A 16,861-nucleotide genomic window follows, 5' to 3' on the forward strand; every position below is an offset into this window, starting at 1 on the left:
CATGGCGCGGGGCGGCCGCCAAGGCAAGCCTTCTGCAAGCTGCAAGCGAAATTACACAGCGGGCGTTACAAAAATGCCCGCCTTTCGGCGGGCATCTTGTCTCTGCCGGTTCGCGATTACGTGCGAACCAGGATGTTCTTGAACTGCCACGGATCCTTGGTGTCGATGTCCTCGGGGAAGAGGCCCGGGCGGCCATCGAGCGGGGTCCAGTCGGTGTAGTGTCCTTCGACCGGGCCGAGGTAAGGCAGCTGCACTTCGAGGCAGCGCTTGTAGTCGATCTCGTCGGCTTCGACGATGCCGGCCTTCGGGTTTTCGAGCGCATAGACCATGCCGGCGAGAACGGCCGAGGTGACCTGGAGGCCGGTGGCGTTCTGGTAAGGCGCGATGCGGCGGGTCTCTTCGAGCGACAGGCGCGAGCCGAACCAGTAGGCGTTCTTCTCGTGGCCGTAGAGCAGTACGCCGAGCTCGTCGATGCCTTCGACCAGTTCGTCCTCGTCGAGAACGTGGTGCACAGGCTGCGCGGTGCCGCCATTGCCGAACATCTCATGCAGAGAGAGAACGGCATCGTTGGCCGGATGATAGGCGTAGTGGCAGGTCGGGCGGAAGGTCACTTCGCCGTCCTTGTCGCGAACCGTGAAATAGTCGGCGATCGAGATGGACTCGTTGTGGGTGACGAGGAAGCCGTATTGCGGGCCGGGCGTCGGGCACCAGGTACGAACGCGGGTGTTGGCGCCCGGCTGTTCCAGGTAGATCGCGGCCTTGCAACCCTTCTTGTGCTTCTTGGCGTTCTTTGGCATCCAGTTTTCGTGGGTGCCCCAGCCGAGTTCTGCCGGCTGCAGACCTTCGGAAATGAAGCCTTCGACCGACCAGGTGTTCCAGAAGACATTGAGCGGCTTCGGGGTCTTGGTGAGCTGCGTATCGCGCTCGGCAATGTGGACGCCCTTGACGCCGAGCTTCTTCATCAGCTTGGCCCAGCCTTCGCGGTCATGCTGATCCGGCTCTTCGAACTTCAGGCCGGTATCGTTGGCAAGGTTGACCAGCGCCTGCTTGACGAACCAGGAAACCATGCCCGGATTTGCACCACAGGTGGAAACGGCCGTTGCGCCGCCCGGGTTCTTTTCCTTTTCCTTGCGCACGGTTTCGCGCAGCGCATAGTTGGTGCGGTCGGCGTTCTTCATGCTCTTGTCGAAATAGAAGCCGAGCCACGGCTCGACGACGGTGTCGATGTAGAGAACGTCGAGCTTGCGGCAGAGCTTCATCAGGTCGAGCGAGCCGGTGTCAACCGAGAGGTTGACGCAGAAGCCCTGGCCTTCGCCTTCGGTCAGGAGCGGCTTCAGCAGGTCCTTGTAGTTGTCCTTCGTCACATATTCCTTGATGTGACGGACGCCGTGCTTCTTGAGGATTTCCATGTCGCCCGGCTCTTCGCGCGGGTCGATGACAACCAACCGGTTCTTGTCGAACTTGAAGTGGCGCTCGATCAGCGGCAGCGTGCCGCGGCCGATGGAGCCAAAGCCGATCATCACGATCGGGCCGGTAATTTCGGCATATACCGGGTGGTTCTGTTCCGTCATTCTTTTCTCCTGTGGAAGGCGACGCAGGCGATGAGCCTCAAGAATTCTTCAAAATGCGCTGAAAATAAGCGAAGTGACCGGCTCTAACCATAAAATGGCGTCACAATAAAGAGCGTTTGGTCCGGGAAAGCAAATATCAGGCGGGCGCCAGCTGCTGCGCAAGGCTGTGCAGCTTCTGCACGAGGTCGACTTTTTGCAGCGTCAACCCCTTGTAGGCGGCCTGATGTTCGTCCAGCGCGTCGAGTTGTGACGCGAAGCTTGAGGCGAGTTCTGCGGCCCGCGGGTGATGCTCGATCGCGGCAATCGGATCGACATAGACGCGGATCGTGAAGACGATATCGCCGGAAACGGGAAGCTTGCGCAACGTCTGCCGCTCGACGCGGGCGAAGCGGTCACCAAGCGTGAAATCGTCGGCAGAAGGCGGGCGGCGGTGCTTGGAGAGCGGCAGGAAGAGATCGCCTGTCGTGTTGACCGACCAGTTCATCCGCTCGACCGGCTGGGGGACCTGCAGATTGTCGAAGATGCGGGTGATCAGCGCGGCGTTGCGCGTGCCCTCGCTGAAACCGGGCACATCCGCATGGATCGCCTGCATCGGACGGCCGAACTTTTCCTGCAGCGACCAGGAAGACGGGAAGGAGACGTGGCCTGCGACCAAATGCCAGCCATCATCCTTGCGGCGCATGATGACGAGATCATCGGCAACAAGGAGGCCGGCTTTCATCAGCGGCGGCAGTGTGTTGTCGGCGAGATCAAGTTTGGTGCCCACCGTTTCGATAACGCTGCCGTGGCGGGCATACAGATCGGGATGGGCAGAGCAGAGATAGTCCGCAAGCAGCGCCAGACATTCTTCCTGTGCCGCCAGCGTATCGTCTTCGGCGACAAAAACGTCTTCGCGATGGGCGCCGATGAGGCCGCGCTTCTCGCCGAGATAGCGCGCCAGATCGGCATCAGGCTCGATCCACCTGCCGATATCGAGCGGCATCAGGCCGATGGTGAACGGCCTGGATGATCCATCATAGGGTGTGTAAGCGGGAAGTTTCATTGTCAGGAAACTGCCGGTTTGCCGGGTTTGATGCAAGAGTAAAGCGCTTATCCCTTCAAAGCTTCCAGCCCTTCATTGACCGTCGTCAATGCCACTTCCGTCACCTCATACTCCGCAACGCCGTGCAGCGTGAAAGGATCGGCCGCGACGTAGGCTTCGATCTCGGACCGGTCGCCAGTGGCGAAAATCACGCCGCCGGTGCGCGGGACCTTGCGGCCGGAGGCGAGGAACCAGCCTTTTGCATAGCCTTCCTTCACCCAGGCCATGTGCGTCTCCATGTGCTTGTCGGCCTCCTCGTTGGGTTTCACGTAGGTGAGGGAGAGAATGAACATGTTCCGATCCTGAAAGCTGTGTGCCGTTATGAGGCTGTTGATAACCGAAATGCGACTGGTCCATCCATCTTCTTTTTAGACTTTCGCCGCAATGTGCCACATATCGCCACAGCACGCCCGGGACCATCGGATGACCCAGATATCGGAGCGGCTTGCGGAGTTGCAGGAAGAAAGTGCCGTGCTGATCGGGCTCTACGATCAGGATGACCGTTTGCAATATGCGAACGCCGCCTTTCGCTCCATCTTCGCCATCGAGCCGGACGAAACGCCCACATGGGCCGACCTCATGCGCCGCAACACCAAGGCCGGACGCGGTACGATCATCCGTACAGCCGATTTCGAGGCCTGGCTGATTTCGGCGCAATCGCGCCGCGGCAAGCTACCGTTCCGTGCTTTCGAGACCGATGTCGTCGATGGCCGCTGGTTCTGGATGACGGAGACGGTTCAGCGCGACGGCTGGATGCTCTGTATCGCCAGCGACATCACGCATATGAAGACCAGCCAGCGCGATCTCCGGCAGGATCGCGACTTCGCACTGAAAGCATCGCAGACCGACGAGCTGACGGGCATTTCCAACCGCCGTTTCATGATGGCGGCGCTTGAGAACATGATCCTGCGGCAGGGTTCGGCACTGTCGATCAGTGGCTGCATGTGCATCATCGATCTCGATTTCTTCAAGCGGATCAACGACAGCTTCGGCCATCAGGTGGGGGATCTGGTGCTGATCGATTTTGCCCGTCGCGTCCAGCCGATGGTCCGCCGCCGCGACAGCTTCGGGCGGATCGGCGGCGAGGAATTCATGCTGGTTCTGCCGGATACGACGCTGGAACAGGGCGAGAAGATCGTTGACCGGGTGCTCGACCGTGTCCGCGTTGCGCGGCCGCTGCCGGCTTCCCCGGCATTTTTCTATACCTGCTCGGCCGGGCTGGCAGAGCTCAGGATCGGCGATACCGTGCAGCAGATCTATGCGCGGGCGGACGAGGCACTCTATGTTGCCAAGCAGAGCGGCCGCGACCGGCTGAAGATCGTCGCCTAAGGCAGGAGCATGGCGGGGATCAATCCGCGCAGCGAGTTGCCCATGTAGAGCTTGCCGGCGGCGACATCGGCAAGACCGATGCGGCCGACGCGCGCCTTGCGCTGGCAGATCAGCTCCGTGCGCAACACGCCTGCCAGCAATCCGCAGGAGATCGGTGGCGTCCGCAGGATGCCGGAGCCGTCGTCGAGGAAGACAGAGGTAATGGTACCCTCGCAGACCTCATCCTTCTCATTGAGCATCAGCACTTCGTCGGCGTCAGCAGCTGCATATTCCGCACGCGCCGTCTCGTACACCTGACGGCGGGTGGTCTTGATGCGCAGCAGCTTGTCGCTGCTATCGAGACGCCGGGCGGCGAGTTTCACTTTCCAGATGGTGTCAGGCGCCAACGGCACGAAGGGGGCGCTGGTCACCTCGATCCGGCCATTGGCGTCGAAGGTCAGCCGGACACGGAGCGGGGCCGCCGCATCCCGAACCGCCTCTTGCAGGGCTTCGGCCGCAGCCCGAGGAACGGGAAAGCCGGTACGGCGGGCAGAGCGTTCGAGGCGGGCGAGATGCAGTCGCAGCCGGGTGAAGCCCACTTCCGGATCCCAGCGCATGGTTTCGATCAGCGAGAAATCGCTCATCGGGCAATTTCCTGATCGCCGATCGCAAAGCGCGCCTTCAACAGGCACTCGTCATATTCGGCCTCGGCGGTGGAATCGAAGACGATCCCGCCGCCGACATTGAAGATTGCGTGACCGTCCTCGAAAAGGCTGATGGTGCGGATGGCGACGGAGAAGCGCATGGCACCCGAGGGAGCGATCATGCCGATCGCGCCGCAATAGACGTCGCGCGGCTGGTCCTCGAGATCGTCGAGGATCTGCATGGCGCTGAGTTTGGGGGCGCCAGTGATCGAGCCGCAGGGGAAGAGAGCGGCGAAGATATCGCAGATCGTCAGATCGGGAAGCAGCTTCGCCTGCACATGGCTCACCATCTGGTGCACCGTGGGGTAGCTCTCGATGTCGAAGAGTTTTGGCACGTCGAGCGTGCCGACTTCGGTGATGCGCGAGATATCGTTGCGCAGGAGATCGACGATCATCCGGTTTTCGGCCTGGGTCTTCACATCGGCCAGCATGGCGGCCTTGATCGCTTCATCCTCTGCCGCATCGGCCCCGCGCCGGGCGGTGCCCTTCATCGGATGCGTCTCGATCCAGCCGTCCTCATCGGTGCGGAAGAAGAGTTCCGGCGAGCGCGAGAGTATGATCGGACCGCCGAGATCGGCATAGGCGCCGTATTTGACCGGCTGGCGCTCGATCAGCGACCAGAAGGCGGCGAGCGGATCGCCGCTCCAGCGCGCCTCGACCGGCATGGTGAGATTTGCCTGGTAGCAATCGCCCTGACGCAGGTGCCAGTGGAGGCGGTCGAAGCGCTCTCTATATGTCTCAAAATCCCATCCGGCTTTCGGGGTGGTCAGGAATTCCTCGTTGTCGCGGCGGCGGACAGGCTGAGAGAGCGGGTGGTCATCGGGTGCCGGGCGGTCGAAGACGCCGAAGCGGAGGAGTGGCGACTGGCGATTGGCGGGGAGTTTGGGGGCGAGCTTGTCTTCGAAGAGGTAGCCGGCCTCATAGGAGATGTAGCCCGCCAGCCATTTGCCTGCGGCCTTGGCGTCTTCCATGCGCTGCAAGGCGGCGAAGAATTCGGCTCGGTCGTTCGCGATGATGGTTTCGGACGGCTCGGCGAAGAGCATCGTCTGATCGGTTGTGTCGTCGCGGAAGAGGATGAATGGGCTCAATTTACGCCTCCCTCATTCCTGTGCCTGTCACAGGAATCCAGTGCGCCCAAGTCCTTGGGCGCGAAAGAGCCACTTCACGGCGCAGACGCGCCGTGGCTGGATTCCTGTGACGAGCACAGGAATGCGGGAGTGGGTGGGTTGGCGTCATTCGTTCTCTCTTGGACGGCAGCAAGGACGGCGTAACCCGCCTGACATGCGGAAAGCCGTCTCGCTGATCGCCCTTCGTCGACCTTCTCCCCGCGAGAAGGAGGCCTATCGCTTCAGCCCTTATCCAAAGCTTCCAGTTCGTCGATCAGCCCCTCGATCATCGACAGTCCCTTGCTCCAGAACGACGGATCGGTGGCATCCAGGCCGAAAGGCTTCAGGAGCTCGGAGTGATGCTTGGTGCCGCCGGCCTTCAGGAGTTCGAAATACTTGTCCTGGAAGCCCTTGTCCGCTTTCTGGTAGACGGCATAGAGCGAGTTCACCAGGCAGTCGCCGAAAGCGTAGGCGTAGACATAGAAGGGCGAGTGGATGAAGTGCGGGATATAGGTCCAGTAAGTCTCGTAAACCTCGGAAATCTTGATCGCCGGTCCGAGGCTCTCTGACTGAACCGACAGCCAGAGTTCGCCGATATCGTCGGCGGTCAGTTCGCCGGCCTTGCGCGCGGTGTGCAGCTTGCGCTCGAATTCGTAGAAGGCGATCTGGCGCACGACCGTGTTGATCATGTCCTCGACCTTCTGGGCTAGCATCGCCTTGCGCTCGCGCTTGTCCGCCGTCTTGTCGAGCAGGGCGCGGAAGGTCAGCATTTCGCCGAAGACCGAGGCGGTTTCGGCCAGCGTCAGCGGCGTCTGGCACATCAGCGCGCCCTGTCCGCCGGCAAGAACCTGATGGACGCCGTGGCCGAGCTCATGGGCGAGCGTCATCACGTCGCGCGGCTTGCCCATGTAATTGACGAGCACATAGGGATGAGCCGACGGCACCGTCGGATGCGCGAAGGCGCCGGGCGCCTTGCCGGGGCGAACCGGCGCGTCGATCCACTGTTCGTCGAAGAAGCGCCTGGCGATATCGGCCATCTCGGGGGCGAAGTTGCCATAGGCCGAGAGAACGGTATCCTTCGCCTCGTTCCAGGAAATGACGGCGTTCGAGGTTTCCGGCAGCGGTGCGTTGCGGTCCCAGAAATTCATCTGGTCCATTCCGAGCCATTTCGCCTTCATCTTGTAATAGCGGTGCGACAGCCGCGGATAGGCCTGCTTGACGGCGGCAGCCAGAGCATCGACCACTTCGCGCTCGACACGGTTGGCAAGGTGCCTGGAGTCGGCGATGTCCTCGAAACCGCGCCAGCGGTCGGCGATATCCTTGTCCTTGGCGAGCGTATTGGTAATCAGCGTGAAGACGCGGATGTTGGCCTTGAAGGTTTCGGCCAGCGCCATCGCCGCCTTGTGGCGGGCTTCCGGATCCGGGTCCTGCAGCATGTTGAGCGCGACTTCGAGCGGCACCTTCTCGCCGTCGATCTCATAGCGAAGCTCGGCCATCGTCTCGTCGAACAGGCGGTTGAAGGCGGCGGCCGATGTCATCGACTTCTCGAGGAAGAGCTGCTCCAGCTTGTCATCCAGCTGATAGGGCTTGTCCTTTCGCAAATCGACGAGCCAGGGACGGTAGTGTCCGGCAGCCGGGTCGTTTTCCATGCAGGCATCCATGACAGCGTCGTCGATGCGGTTCAGTTCCAGCGCGAAGAACAAGAGGTGGCCTGAGTATTCGGTGATGCGCGCCTGCACGTCGCCATACAGCTTGCCGTTAACAGGGCTCGTCGTATCGGAGAAATAGGTGAGGCCGGCAAAGGAGCCGAGCCGGCCGATGATGTCGTCGAGCGCTTCATATTCCTTCAGCGCCTGGCCGATGCCATCGGCGCCGGTCTTGGTGGCGGCTTCGGCAAGCTTGCCTTTCCATTTCTCCTCGAAGGCGATCGCGTTCTTGCCTGCCTTTTCCATGTCACTGGTAAAGGCCGTCGATGTTGCTGAGGGGTAGAGGTCCTGCAGTTTCCAGACCGGAAGATCGCCGAGCGCAGCGTCAGCCGCGCCACCGGCAGATGTTGCCGAGAAATTAAGACCGGCAGCGTTGAGCGCAAAATTCATGGCGAAGCTCCTCTTCCTCATTCAAAACAGGTCTGACTACCTAAGCGCCGGAAGGTCCCGCATCAAGGGGCTTTCGGCGCGTTAAAGGCCCCGGTTCGATACGGAATCGCCATCGTCACAATCGTTAAAATGCGATTATTTCTCAAAACTGGATGTTCAAGCCTTTCAGGCAGAGTGCAACCTAGGTTTCGCATGAAGTGAGGCGACAATGACCGGTTACAATGAGCTCAAAGGGGCAGGGCAGATACTCGTGGTCGAGGATGACCCGGTACAGCGCCGTCTGTTGAAGAACGCAATCGAGCGCCACGGGCACGTCGTCCATCAGGCAGAAAACGGCCGCATCGGCCTGGAGATGGTCAAGCGCGATGCCGGCCTCTTCAATGTCATCGTGCTCGACCTGATGATGCCGGAGATGACCGGTCTCGAATTCCTGGAAGCGGTGCACGAATTCGGCACACAGATCCCGGTGATCGTGCAGACCGGGCAGGGCGGCATCGAAACGGTAGTCCAGGCGATGCGCGCCGGCGCCTTCGATTTCGTCGTCAAGCCTGTCTCGCCCGAGCGGATCGCTACCTCGATCGCCAATGCAATGAAGCTCGACCAGCGCGAAGTGAAGGCCCGCTCCGGCCGCCGTTCGCGCTCCGGTGTGGTCGGCTTCGATGATATCGTGTCGGCAAGCCCGGCAATGCTTCGCGTCATCGATCTGGCGCAGCGTGCCGCGCAATCGAATATTCCTGTTGTGCTCGAAGGCGAGTCCGGCGTCGGCAAGGAGCTTGTTGCCCGGGCGATCCAGTCTGCCGGCGACCGATCCGGCAAGCCGTTCGTGACCGTCAACTGTGGTGCGATCCCGCACAATCTGGTCGAGAGCATTCTATTCGGCCATGAGAAGGGCGCTTTCACAGGCGCGACCGAGCGCCATACCGGAAAGTTCATGGAGGCCGATGGCGGCACGATCTTCCTCGATGAAATCGGCGATCTGCCGCTTGAGGTTCAGGTCAAGCTGCTGCGCGCCGTCCAGCAGGGCGAGATCGAGACCGTCGGTGCCCGCACCGCACATAAGGTCAATGTCCGCCTGATTTCGGCGACCAACAAGGATCTGATCGAGGAGGTCAAGAACGGCCACTTCCGCGAGGATCTCTATTACCGCCTCAACGTCTTCCCGATCACCATTCCGGCGCTGCGCAAGCGCAAGGAAGACATTCCGCATCTGGTGCGCGTCTTCACCGACCGGTTCTCATCGGAGCAGAAGAACGGGCATCGCATGACCGTCAATTCCGCTGCGCTGGCGCTGCTGACGGCTTACGACTGGCCGGGCAACATCCGGCAGCTGGAAAACGCCATCTTCCGTGCTGTCGTTCTGGCCGAAGGCCCTGAGTTGACGGAATCTGATTTCCCGCAGATTGCGGCGCAGCTGCCGGAATATGACGTGATCGATCACTTGGCGCTGGTCGCCGACAACACGCATCGCGATCACGATGCGGAGTTCGCGGCATCCGACTACAGCGTTCCGCCGCCCTCCGTTCTCGATGCTGCGCATCGTCACGCCGATAGCGCCGAAAACGCGATCGCGAGCGTCAATCCAGCCGGCGAGGTGAGGAAACTTGCTGACGTCGAAGAGGAGTTGATCCGATTCGCCCTTAAATTCTACCGGGGCCAGATGAGTCAAGTGGCGAGGAAACTGGGGATCGGCCGTTCGACGCTGTATCGCAAGCTGAAGGACTACGGGATTGACCCCGATAATCCCCAGAAGGACGCCGCTTAGTCCACAATCCGTTAATATTCCCGCAAGCATGTTCGGTTACTGTTCATAAACCACTTGTTAGTCGATCGTTGACTATGTAAAGAAAAGGTTGATCGTGTGTGGCATTTTTGCCATCGTGTCACCGCATTTGACAGTCATTGGGACAGCCGGACATTTGGCAGTCTGACGGGGATTGAGTTTGCCGGATCTGAATGAGCATACCAAGCCTTCGCGCTTGAGCTGGCGTACGCTGTGCGCCAACGTTGGCGGAAAGGTGGTCCGGACGGCAATGGCCGCCCTCCTCGCGCTTGCGGTATCCTCACCTGTATTCGTCGGCACGCCTTCCGAAGCGGCCGGCGAGACACGCAGCCTGAAGCTCTATTTCATCCATACCGGTGAAAAGGCCGTCATCACCTACAAGCGCAACGGCAAGTTCGACCCGAAGGGTCTTGAGCAGCTGAACCGATTCCTTCGCGACTGGCGCAAGAACCAGCCGACGAAGATGGATCCGCATCTGTTCGACCTGATCTGGGAAGTCTACCGCCAGAGTGGCTCGAAAGATTACATCAACGTCGTTTGCGGTTTCCGCTCGCCGGGCACCAATGCGATGCTGAAGTCGCGTTCGCGCAATTCCGGTGTCGCCGAGAAGAGCCAGCATATGCTCGGCAAGGCGATGGACTTCTTCATTCCTGACGTGAAGCTAGCGACGCTGCGCGCGATCGGCATGAAGATGCAGGTCGGCGGTGTCGGCTTCTATCCCAAGTCTGGTTCGCCCTTCGTGCATATGGATGTCGGCGGCGTTCGTGCCTGGCCGCGCATGAGCCGCGATGAGCTCGTCCGCCTCTTCCCGAAGGGCAACACGCTTCATATCCCTGCCGACGGCACGCCGCTTCCCGGCTACCAGCAGGCTCTGGCTGACTATAAGCGCCGCGTGAATTCCGACACGCTGGTTGCTGCGGTCGGTGGTGACAGTCTCTCTGAAACGAAGAAGCCGAAGACGCTGTTTGCAGCGTTGTTCGGTGGCGGTGCGGACGAAGAAGAGGACAGCTCGGACGATTCGGCTCCTGTCGCTGTTGCCAAGGCAACGCCGACCAAGCCTGAAGCTCCGGCCGCCGCGGCCGAGCCGGTGCAAGAAGAAGTTCAGGTTGCCGCGGTTAATGCGCCGGTTCCGCAGGTTCGTCCGGCATTCGCCGGTCAGCTCGGCGGCGGCGAAGTCGCCAATGCGATGCTTCCGGCCAATTCGGGCAACGCAGCTCAGCAGGCTCTTGCTGCCGCAACGGCGCAGGAAGACCAGCCGCAGCAGTTTGCCGATCTCAGCACCTATCATGTTCCTGTTCCGGAACTGCTTGGTCAGCGCCGCGAGCCGGGTGATGCGGAAGTGGCGTCAGTCGATCCGTCCATTCCTGTTCCGACGCCTGTTGATCGTCCTGTTGCTGCCGAAAACCTTCTGGCTGCGGCTGCTGATGCTGATCCAGATGCTGCGGGCGACGAAGCGGAAGCCGAGCAGCTTTCTCCTGCCGTTGCACAGCAGCTCGACAAGGATAGCGCTGCTTCCGGTCCGCAGGTTGCTGCTCTCGCGCCGGCGACGGTCGAGCAGGCGATCAATGCAGCTATGCCCGGATCGAAGCCTGTCGCCGCCAAGACGCCGGTGCAGCTTGCAGCACTTGCACCGACAAAGTCGGCAAGCTTCGGCGATAACTTCGATCTGCCTCAGCAGCAGGTCAGCGTTGATGATGCCGTCCCTGTAACGCCGTCCAAGGGTGGACGTCCGACCAAGGCCGTTGCTGCCGCCGCCGATGCAGGCCGCGCTTCGGTTCGCACCGAGCCCAAGCTGACGCAAAAGATGATCTCGCAGTGGGCGCTCACCAATGCGCGTCTCGAAATGGTCACCAAGCCAGTCAAGGCGCCGCGCTTCGTTAGCCAGACGCTCCGCGCACAGCCGACCGCCGTCTATGCCGAAGGCTTCAACGTCAAGACCGCTTCCATCGATCCCGGCCGTTTCAGCGGCACGGCCGTCAACTTCATGGAAGTGAAGAAGTTCAACACGAACTGAGGCGTCCAATCGTTTGACAAAGGCCGCTGGAGCGATCCGGCGGCCTTTTTGTTTGTGGACCCGTCAGGCCATAGAAAAAGCCGCCGAGGCGCGAGGCCTGGCGGCTTTTGAACTATGCCGTCGCGGCTCAACCTTCGGGCGGCGACTCGATCATGCCAAGAGCATGCAGGTAGGTGTCGAGGATCGCATCTTCTTCCATGCGCTCCTGTTCGTCCTTCTTGCGCAGGGCAACGACCTTCTTGAGGATTTTGGTGTCGAAGCCCATGCCCTTGGCTTCGCCGTAGACGTCCTTGATGTCGTCGGCGATGGTCTTCTTTTCTTCTTCCAGGCGTTCGATACGCTCGACAAAAGCGCGAAGCTGATCGCGGGCGACGCCGTGAGCATCAGACATCCGTGTTCTCCTGATTTTTGCGGATTGAAATTCGTGGGCGTTGACTGCCGTGAAGCGGCGCCGCGGTCAAGCCCCTTCGGCCATCATCGGCTTATTTGTGCGGGTTGTTCGTGTCGAAAGCAGCTTTCTGTGCTTCCGAAGCCTCGTTCTGGTGGAGGGTTTTCCACTGCTCGTAGGGCATGCCGTAGACGATCTCGCGGGATTGATCCTTGGTGACGGCTACGCCGTTTTCCTCGGCCGCTTCGCGGTACCAGTTCGACAGGCAGTTGCGGCAGAAGCCTGCAAAGTTCATCAGGTCGATGTTCTGCACGTCGGTGCGATCGCGCAGATGCGCCACCAGCCTGCGAAAGGCGGCGGCCTCAAACTCTGTCTGCTGTTCTTTCGTCAGGTCGGTCATCTCGATTCCTTCATGTATAGGGGCCGGTGCGCGACGGGTGCACCTGGTATTCGTGCAACGCCGGATCGGCATTCATCGCCTCGAAGACCGGCGCCAGCCGCGCCGCCCAACCGGCGATGCCGGCCTCGTCGCCGATAAGATCCTGACGGACCTCAAGCAGGGCGTGCGGAATGCCCGATACCATGCAGTGCCGGTACATGGTGTCACCCTTCAACGCCCCGTCATAGGGTTCGTTGTCGCCGACAATGAGATCGGGATCGCGGCGGAGCATGTCAAGCAGCGGGCCGACGGCGCGGTGGTCGCTGTCCCAGAGGACGGCTGCGTGCCACGGGCGGGGAACGCCCTTCCAGGCGGGCGTATAGGAATGCAGCGACAGGACCAGCGGCGCCTTGCCCGTGGCGCTCGCCACCTTGGCGATCTCTGCCGCCACGGCATCGTGATAGGGCCGGTGGAAGCGCTCGATGCGGTTCTGCCATTCGACGGAGGAGATCGGGTGGTTGCCCGGAATGATGGCGCCATCCGAGATCTTCATGATTAGCGTCGGGTCGTCCTCACCGCGGTTCGGATCGATCAGCAGCCGCGAGAAGCCGCCGAGGACGGCGGGAACGCCGAGCCTGGCCGAGAGGCTGCGCACCAGCCCCTCGATACCGATGTCGTAAGCAATATGCCGGGCAAAGGCCGTCTCCGGCAGGCCAAGCTTTCCATAACCTTCCGGCAGCCGGTTCATGGCGTGATCGCCAAGGATCACCATGCCGCTGTCATGATTGCCGGGTAGGATTTCGAAGGGTTTGAAGTCTTCCATCAGCGAAGGGCCATTCGTCATTTCGGGCAAGGCGCCACTGATCGCATGCACGTGCCGGAGGTTCAAGCGGGATGAGACGGCAACAGCCGTGACTCGCCGGTCACAAGCAGGTTATGAAAGGAATATAATCGATTAGCATCGCGTTGACATTCGCGGGATGGCGGCGCAAGAAGGCACGGGAAAACGAATAACCGTGGGAGCAAATCGGAAGCCGTGTTGATGCAAGCCGCACCAAGTTTCCTCACCCGGTCCGGGCCGCTTGCCCGCCTCGCTTTGTTCGCATTCGCAGCCATGATGCCATTCTTCGCCGCAAACGCGGCACGCGCGGATTTCCGCGTCTGCAATGGCACCCAAAATCTGGTCGGCGTCGCCATCGGCTATCGTGCCAAGGATGGCTGGATCACCGAAGGCTGGTGGCAGGTCCCGGCAACGACCTGCGCGACGCTGATCGAAGGAGAGCTGCAGTCGCGATATTACTACCTCTACGCAGAAGATGCCGCCCGGGGAGGCCGTTGGACGGGCGATGTGCAGATGTGCGTAGCGGAGAACGAGTTCAAGATCACGGGCGTCAATGATTGCTATGCCCGTGGCTACCAGAAGATGGGGTTCAAGGAATATGATACGGGCCGCCAGGGTAGCTGGATGGTCCAACTTTCCGATACGCCCGGAACGCAAGAAAGCCCGAATTGATGAAGCGTAACCGCAAAGTAAAAATCCTCGCCACGCTCGGCCCCGCCTCCAGCGACGAAGCGATGATCGAGAAGCTGCACCAGGCTGGTGCCGATGTCTTCCGCATCAACATGAGCCATGCGAGCCATGACGTGATGCGCTCGCTGATCCAGCGCATCCGCTCGGTCGAAGCCCGCTCCGGCCGCCCGATCGGCATTCTCGCCGACCTCCAGGGCCCGAAGCTTCGCGTCGGCAAGTTCGCCGATACCAAGGTCGACCTGAAGCCCGGCCAGACCTTCACGCTCGACAACAACGAAGCGCCCGGCGATGCCACCCGCGTCTTCCTGCCGCACCCGGAAATCCTGGAATCGGTACAGCCGGGCCACCGCCTGCTGATCGACGACGGCAAGCTCGCCCTTCGCGCTGAAAAGTGCGACGGCAAGAGCATCGTCACCACGGTTATCTCGGGCACCAAGATTTCCGACCGCAAGGGCGTCAGCCTTCCCGATACGCTGCTCACTGTCGGCGTTCTGACGGATAAGGACCGCGTCGATCTGGATGCCGTTCTCGCCACCGACGACGTCGACTGGGTTGCGCTCTCCTTCGTGCAGCGCCCGGAAGATCTCGCCGAAGTGCGCAAGATCGCCAAGGGCCGCGTCGGCATCATGTCGAAGATCGAGAAGCCGCAGGCGATCGAGCGCATCGAAGAAATCATCGAATTGTCCGATGCGCTGATGGTTGCCCGTGGCGACCTCGGCGTTGAAATGCCGCTTGAAGCCGTTCCCGGCATCCAGAAGCAGCTGATCCGCGCCTGCCGCCGTTCGGGCAAGCCAGTCGTCGTCGCGACGCAGATGCTGGAATCGATGATCACCGCACCGGTTCCGACCCGCGCTGAAGTCTCCGACGTAGCGACCGCCGTTTTCGAAGGCGCCGACGCCGTCATGCTCTCGGCTGAATCGGCATCGGGCGACTACCCGGTCGAAGCCGTGGCCACCATGGCGTCGATCGCCACCGCCATCGAGCGCGAGCCGCATTACCCGGGTATCATCTACGCGCAGCGCGCTCAGCCCGAGGCAACCGGTGCCGACGCGATCTCGCTCGCCGGCCGCCAGATTGCCGAAACGCTGAAGCTCTCGGCGATCGTCTGTTACACCTCGTCTGGTACGACGGGTCTGCGCGCCTCGCGCGAGCGCCCGCAGGTGCCGATCCTGGCGCTGTCGCCGATCATCAAGACGGCCCGCCGTCTGGCGATTGTCTGGGGCCTGCACTGCGTCGTCACCCACGATGCGACCGACCTAGACGACATGGTCAACCGCGCCTGCCGCATCGTTGCCGACGAAGGCTTCGGCAAGCCCGGCGACCGCATCATCATCTCGGCCGGCGTTCCGCTCGGCACGCCTGGTGCTACCAACATGATCCGCATCGCCTATATCGGCTCCGACGGCCGCAGCGGCATCTGATCCTCAGAGATTGCCAGGAATACAAAACCCGCCGCGAACACGGCGGGTTTTTTCTTTTGGGTAGATCGGCTTACGCTTGCAGGGACATATGGCCGACCCGGTAGATCTGGCCATCACCCGATATCAGCGGCGCGTCGCAATAAAGCGTGAAGCGGACGAGCGACCACGTCGTCGCTTCGAAAGCCGAGATTGCGGCCAGCACACCGCGCCTGCTGCCTGCTTGCGACGCACGCTCCGTTTCCTGCACTCTCAATCCGGCAAGATCCGCGTGCGGCTCGATAGGCAGCATTTCGCTTGAAGCAAACCGCGCTTTGCCGAGATCGGGCGCAGTGGCTGCATGCCAGACCATCCACTGCCGGACGCCCGGGCGCCCGAAGGACTGGGTCAGTGCCTCAAAGCCCGGCCCGGTGATGAAATTGCTGGCGCCTTCAGGCTCGTTCCAGAGATAGAAGGGCGCATAGAGATTTTCCGCGCTGCCGAACTCGCCTTTCCTGGCGCTGAGATAGGCCTTGAAACCCAGATGCGGGAAGCCATCGGTGCCCGGCCCACGGTCGCGAATCCGGCGGTCGATGATGCCCATGTCGTAATCGGCGGGCAGGGTGAAGCTGTATTGCATGGCGATCATCGGGATATCTCCACGGATTCCAGCCAGTCGACGATGCGGTCGCCGTCGGTCGCCTGGATGCTGATATAGCTGAAAGGGCTGTCGGCGGCCGCGCCATGCCAGTGCTTTTCATTTGGGGCAAACCAGACGGCGTCGCCCATTCTGAGTTCCTCCACCGGGCCGCCGTCGCGCTGGGCGCGGCCGATGCCGGAGAGGACATAGAGCAGCTGCCCGCGCGGATGCGTGTGCCAGTTGGTGACGGTGCCGGGATCGAGTGTTGCCCGCATGGCCGTGTTTTCGCCGCGCGCTTCGCCTTCGAGCAGCATCTCGACCCAGAAGGGTGCCGATGCCAGGCCATCGGGCGAGCGCGTGACGTTTCCCGGGCGGCAAATGGTCATCGTGCGAGGATTGCCGCTCATGACGGCTCTCCCACGGCGCGGGCGCGCCAGCCGTCATCCGCCATCTGCGCCAGGCCGTCGCCGAAGGACCATTCGTCGGGCTGAGAGCTGACGATGGTGATCATGATGTCTTCCTTCCGAAGCCCCGGCGCCTCGCTCAGCAATTCGGCGGCGCGCTTGAAGAAGGCCTTGCGCATCTCCGTCGTCCGCGGCCGGCCGGCGCGGATCGCGAAGAGCACGAAGTCGTCGGAGCGTGGACCGGCGAGATAGTTGCGGTCGAAGATCAGTTCGCCCGGTTCATGCTGCTGGATTTCGTGGAAACGGTCGGCAGGTGGCACGTCGAAGGCCTCGACGAGCGCGCGATGGATGCCGTCCGAAAGGGTGCGCAGGTATTCCGGCGATTTGCCTTTGAGAAGGGAGATGCGAACGAAGGGCATGTGAGCATCCTTGTTTGAAATCTTGACAGGAGGAAAATCGCAC

Annotated in this window: 17 protein-coding genes; 5 read left to right on the forward strand and 12 right to left on the reverse strand. The window is 61.4% G+C overall.

What is annotated here, in order from left to right; all coding sequences use genetic code 11:
* Positions 1 to 116: 116 nt before the first annotated feature.
* The 3 genes from AC1DIJ_RS21225 to AC1DIJ_RS21235 all read right to left on the reverse strand — a co-directional run bounded on the left by AC1DIJ_RS21225 (position 117) and on the right by AC1DIJ_RS21235 (position 2,945).
* The gene (locus AC1DIJ_RS21225; RefSeq protein ID WP_112385524.1) at positions 117 to 1,571 is read right to left on the reverse strand and encodes a homospermidine synthase; all 1,455 of its coding nucleotides are present in this window, start codon (positions 1,569 to 1,571) and stop codon (positions 117 to 119) included.
* A gap of 136 nt (positions 1,572 to 1,707) precedes the next feature.
* The gene (locus AC1DIJ_RS21230; protein WP_112385523.1) at positions 1,708 to 2,613 is read right to left on the reverse strand and encodes a heme-dependent oxidative N-demethylase family protein; all 906 of its coding nucleotides are present in this window, start codon (positions 2,611 to 2,613) and stop codon (positions 1,708 to 1,710) included.
* 47 nt (positions 2,614 to 2,660) lie between these two features.
* On the reverse strand, positions 2,661 to 2,945 hold the full coding sequence (locus tag AC1DIJ_RS21235) for a YciI family protein (RefSeq protein WP_112385522.1): 285 nt from the start codon (positions 2,943 to 2,945) through the stop codon (positions 2,661 to 2,663).
* 130 nt (positions 2,946 to 3,075) lie between these two features.
* Here AC1DIJ_RS21235 and AC1DIJ_RS21240 point away from each other — a divergent pair, with 130 nt between their 5' ends.
* On the forward strand, positions 3,076 to 3,981 hold the full coding sequence (locus tag AC1DIJ_RS21240) for a sensor domain-containing diguanylate cyclase (protein ID WP_112385521.1): 906 nt from the start codon (positions 3,076 to 3,078) through the stop codon (positions 3,979 to 3,981).
* On the opposite strand, the gene AC1DIJ_RS21245 is transcribed toward AC1DIJ_RS21240, so the two are convergent.
* From AC1DIJ_RS21245 to AC1DIJ_RS21255, 3 genes are all read right to left on the reverse strand, one after another.
* Positions 3,978 to 4,604 (reverse strand): aminotransferase class IV family protein, encoded by a 627-nt coding sequence (locus tag AC1DIJ_RS21245; RefSeq protein ID WP_112385520.1) that lies wholly within the window; start codon positions 4,602 to 4,604, stop codon positions 3,978 to 3,980. The genes AC1DIJ_RS21240 and AC1DIJ_RS21245 overlap by 4 nt on opposite strands.
* Complete coding sequence (locus AC1DIJ_RS21250; protein WP_112385715.1) at positions 4,601 to 5,707, reverse strand: aminodeoxychorismate synthase component I; 1,107 nt, start codon at positions 5,705 to 5,707, stop codon at positions 4,601 to 4,603. Before AC1DIJ_RS21250 ends, AC1DIJ_RS21245 begins: the two co-directional genes overlap by 4 nt.
* Positions 5,708 to 6,012: 305 nt before the next feature.
* The gene (locus AC1DIJ_RS21255; RefSeq protein ID WP_112385519.1) at positions 6,013 to 7,866 is read right to left on the reverse strand and encodes a M3 family oligoendopeptidase; all 1,854 of its coding nucleotides are present in this window, start codon (positions 7,864 to 7,866) and stop codon (positions 6,013 to 6,015) included.
* A 208-nt stretch (positions 7,867 to 8,074) separates the two neighbouring features.
* Between AC1DIJ_RS21255 and AC1DIJ_RS21260 the strand changes: the two genes are divergently transcribed.
* Both AC1DIJ_RS21260 and AC1DIJ_RS21265 read left to right on the forward strand, forming a co-directional pair.
* Positions 8,075 to 9,628 carry a sigma-54-dependent transcriptional regulator gene (locus AC1DIJ_RS21260; protein WP_112385518.1) on the forward strand — a complete coding sequence of 518 codons (1,554 nt, stop codon included), beginning with the start codon at positions 8,075 to 8,077 and terminating at the stop codon, positions 9,626 to 9,628.
* A gap of 178 nt (positions 9,629 to 9,806) precedes the next feature.
* Positions 9,807 to 11,660 carry a peptidoglycan L,D-endopeptidase MepK gene (locus AC1DIJ_RS21265; RefSeq protein ID WP_112385517.1) on the forward strand — a complete coding sequence of 618 codons (1,854 nt, stop codon included), beginning with the start codon at positions 9,807 to 9,809 and terminating at the stop codon, positions 11,658 to 11,660.
* A 127-nt stretch (positions 11,661 to 11,787) separates the two neighbouring features.
* On the opposite strand, the gene AC1DIJ_RS21270 is transcribed toward AC1DIJ_RS21265, so the two are convergent.
* From AC1DIJ_RS21270 to AC1DIJ_RS21280, 3 genes are all read right to left on the reverse strand, one after another.
* Positions 11,788 to 12,051: a DUF2312 domain-containing protein gene (locus AC1DIJ_RS21270; RefSeq protein WP_007822869.1), complete on the reverse strand. Its 264-nt coding sequence runs from the start codon at positions 12,049 to 12,051 to the stop codon at positions 11,788 to 11,790.
* Between the two features lie 91 nt (positions 12,052 to 12,142).
* A complete protein-coding gene (locus AC1DIJ_RS21275) occupies positions 12,143 to 12,448 on the reverse strand; it encodes a DUF1244 domain-containing protein (protein WP_112385516.1) in 306 nt (101 codons plus the stop codon).
* 10 nt (positions 12,449 to 12,458) lie between these two features.
* Positions 12,459 to 13,250 (reverse strand): N-formylglutamate amidohydrolase, encoded by a 792-nt coding sequence (locus AC1DIJ_RS21280; protein ID WP_112385714.1) that lies wholly within the window; start codon positions 13,248 to 13,250, stop codon positions 12,459 to 12,461.
* 219 nt (positions 13,251 to 13,469) lie between these two features.
* Here AC1DIJ_RS21280 and AC1DIJ_RS21285 point away from each other — a divergent pair, with 219 nt between their 5' ends.
* Positions 13,470 to 13,940: a DUF1036 domain-containing protein gene (locus AC1DIJ_RS21285; protein WP_112385515.1), complete on the forward strand. Its 471-nt coding sequence runs from the start codon at positions 13,470 to 13,472 to the stop codon at positions 13,938 to 13,940.
* Entirely contained in the window at positions 13,940 to 15,379 is a 1,440-nt protein-coding gene (gene pyk / locus AC1DIJ_RS21290; RefSeq protein ID WP_112385514.1) for a pyruvate kinase, read from the forward strand. The genes AC1DIJ_RS21285 and pyk overlap by 1 nt, the downstream gene beginning before the upstream one ends.
* A gap of 70 nt (positions 15,380 to 15,449) precedes the next feature.
* On the opposite strand, the gene AC1DIJ_RS21295 is transcribed toward pyk, so the two are convergent.
* Genes AC1DIJ_RS21295 through AC1DIJ_RS21305 form a run of 3 tightly spaced genes read right to left on the reverse strand, consistent with a single transcriptional unit; the run spans position 15,450 to position 16,818 of the window.
* Entirely contained in the window at positions 15,450 to 16,004 is a 555-nt protein-coding gene (locus tag AC1DIJ_RS21295; protein WP_112385513.1) for a DUF4865 family protein, read from the reverse strand.
* Positions 16,001 to 16,402 (reverse strand): cupin domain-containing protein, encoded by a 402-nt coding sequence (locus tag AC1DIJ_RS21300; RefSeq protein WP_112385512.1) that lies wholly within the window; start codon positions 16,400 to 16,402, stop codon positions 16,001 to 16,003. The genes AC1DIJ_RS21295 and AC1DIJ_RS21300 overlap by 4 nt, the downstream gene beginning before the upstream one ends.
* Complete coding sequence (locus tag AC1DIJ_RS21305; RefSeq protein WP_112385511.1) at positions 16,399 to 16,818, reverse strand: tautomerase family protein; 420 nt, start codon at positions 16,816 to 16,818, stop codon at positions 16,399 to 16,401. Before AC1DIJ_RS21305 ends, AC1DIJ_RS21300 begins: the two co-directional genes overlap by 4 nt.
* Positions 16,819 to 16,861 lie beyond the last annotated feature (43 nt).

It is taken from the genome of Rhizobium sp. 10N427 (assembly GCF_056394605.1).

What these genes read in the sequence shown, in the direction of transcription:
- AC1DIJ_RS21225 (WP_112385524.1), bottom strand. Translation starts at nt 1,571, where the DNA reads ATGACGGAACAGAACCACCCGGTATATGCCGAAATTACCGGCCCGATC.
- AC1DIJ_RS21230 (WP_112385523.1), bottom strand. Translation starts at nt 2,613, where the DNA reads ATGAAACTTCCCGCTTACACACCCTATGATGGATCATCCAGGCCGTTC.
- AC1DIJ_RS21235 (WP_112385522.1), bottom strand. Translation starts at nt 2,945, where the DNA reads ATGTTCATTCTCTCCCTCACCTACGTGAAACCCAACGAGGAGGCCGAC.
- AC1DIJ_RS21240 (WP_112385521.1), top strand. Translation starts at nt 3,076, where the DNA reads ATGACCCAGATATCGGAGCGGCTTGCGGAGTTGCAGGAAGAAAGTGCC.
- AC1DIJ_RS21245 (WP_112385520.1), bottom strand. Translation starts at nt 4,604, where the DNA reads ATGAGCGATTTCTCGCTGATCGAAACCATGCGCTGGGATCCGGAAGTG.
- AC1DIJ_RS21250 (WP_112385715.1), bottom strand. Translation starts at nt 5,707, where the DNA reads ATGCTCTTCGCCGAGCCGTCCGAAACCATCATCGCGAACGACCGAGCC.
- AC1DIJ_RS21255 (WP_112385519.1), bottom strand. Translation starts at nt 7,866, where the DNA reads ATGAATTTTGCGCTCAACGCTGCCGGTCTTAATTTCTCGGCAACATCT.
- AC1DIJ_RS21260 (WP_112385518.1), top strand. Translation starts at nt 8,075, where the DNA reads ATGACCGGTTACAATGAGCTCAAAGGGGCAGGGCAGATACTCGTGGTC.
- AC1DIJ_RS21270 (WP_007822869.1), bottom strand. Translation starts at nt 12,051, where the DNA reads ATGTCTGATGCTCACGGCGTCGCCCGCGATCAGCTTCGCGCTTTTGTC.
- AC1DIJ_RS21275 (WP_112385516.1), bottom strand. Translation starts at nt 12,448, where the DNA reads ATGACCGACCTGACGAAAGAACAGCAGACAGAGTTTGAGGCCGCCGCC.
- AC1DIJ_RS21280 (WP_112385714.1), bottom strand. Translation starts at nt 13,250, where the DNA reads ATGGAAGACTTCAAACCCTTCGAAATCCTACCCGGCAATCATGACAGC.
- AC1DIJ_RS21285 (WP_112385515.1), top strand. Translation starts at nt 13,470, where the DNA reads ATGCAAGCCGCACCAAGTTTCCTCACCCGGTCCGGGCCGCTTGCCCGC.
- pyk (WP_112385514.1), top strand. Translation starts at nt 13,940, where the DNA reads ATGAAGCGTAACCGCAAAGTAAAAATCCTCGCCACGCTCGGCCCCGCC.
- AC1DIJ_RS21295 (WP_112385513.1), bottom strand. Translation starts at nt 16,004, where the DNA reads ATGATCGCCATGCAATACAGCTTCACCCTGCCCGCCGATTACGACATG.
- AC1DIJ_RS21300 (WP_112385512.1), bottom strand. Translation starts at nt 16,402, where the DNA reads ATGAGCGGCAATCCTCGCACGATGACCATTTGCCGCCCGGGAAACGTC.
- AC1DIJ_RS21305 (WP_112385511.1), bottom strand. Translation starts at nt 16,818, where the DNA reads ATGCCCTTCGTTCGCATCTCCCTTCTCAAAGGCAAATCGCCGGAATAC.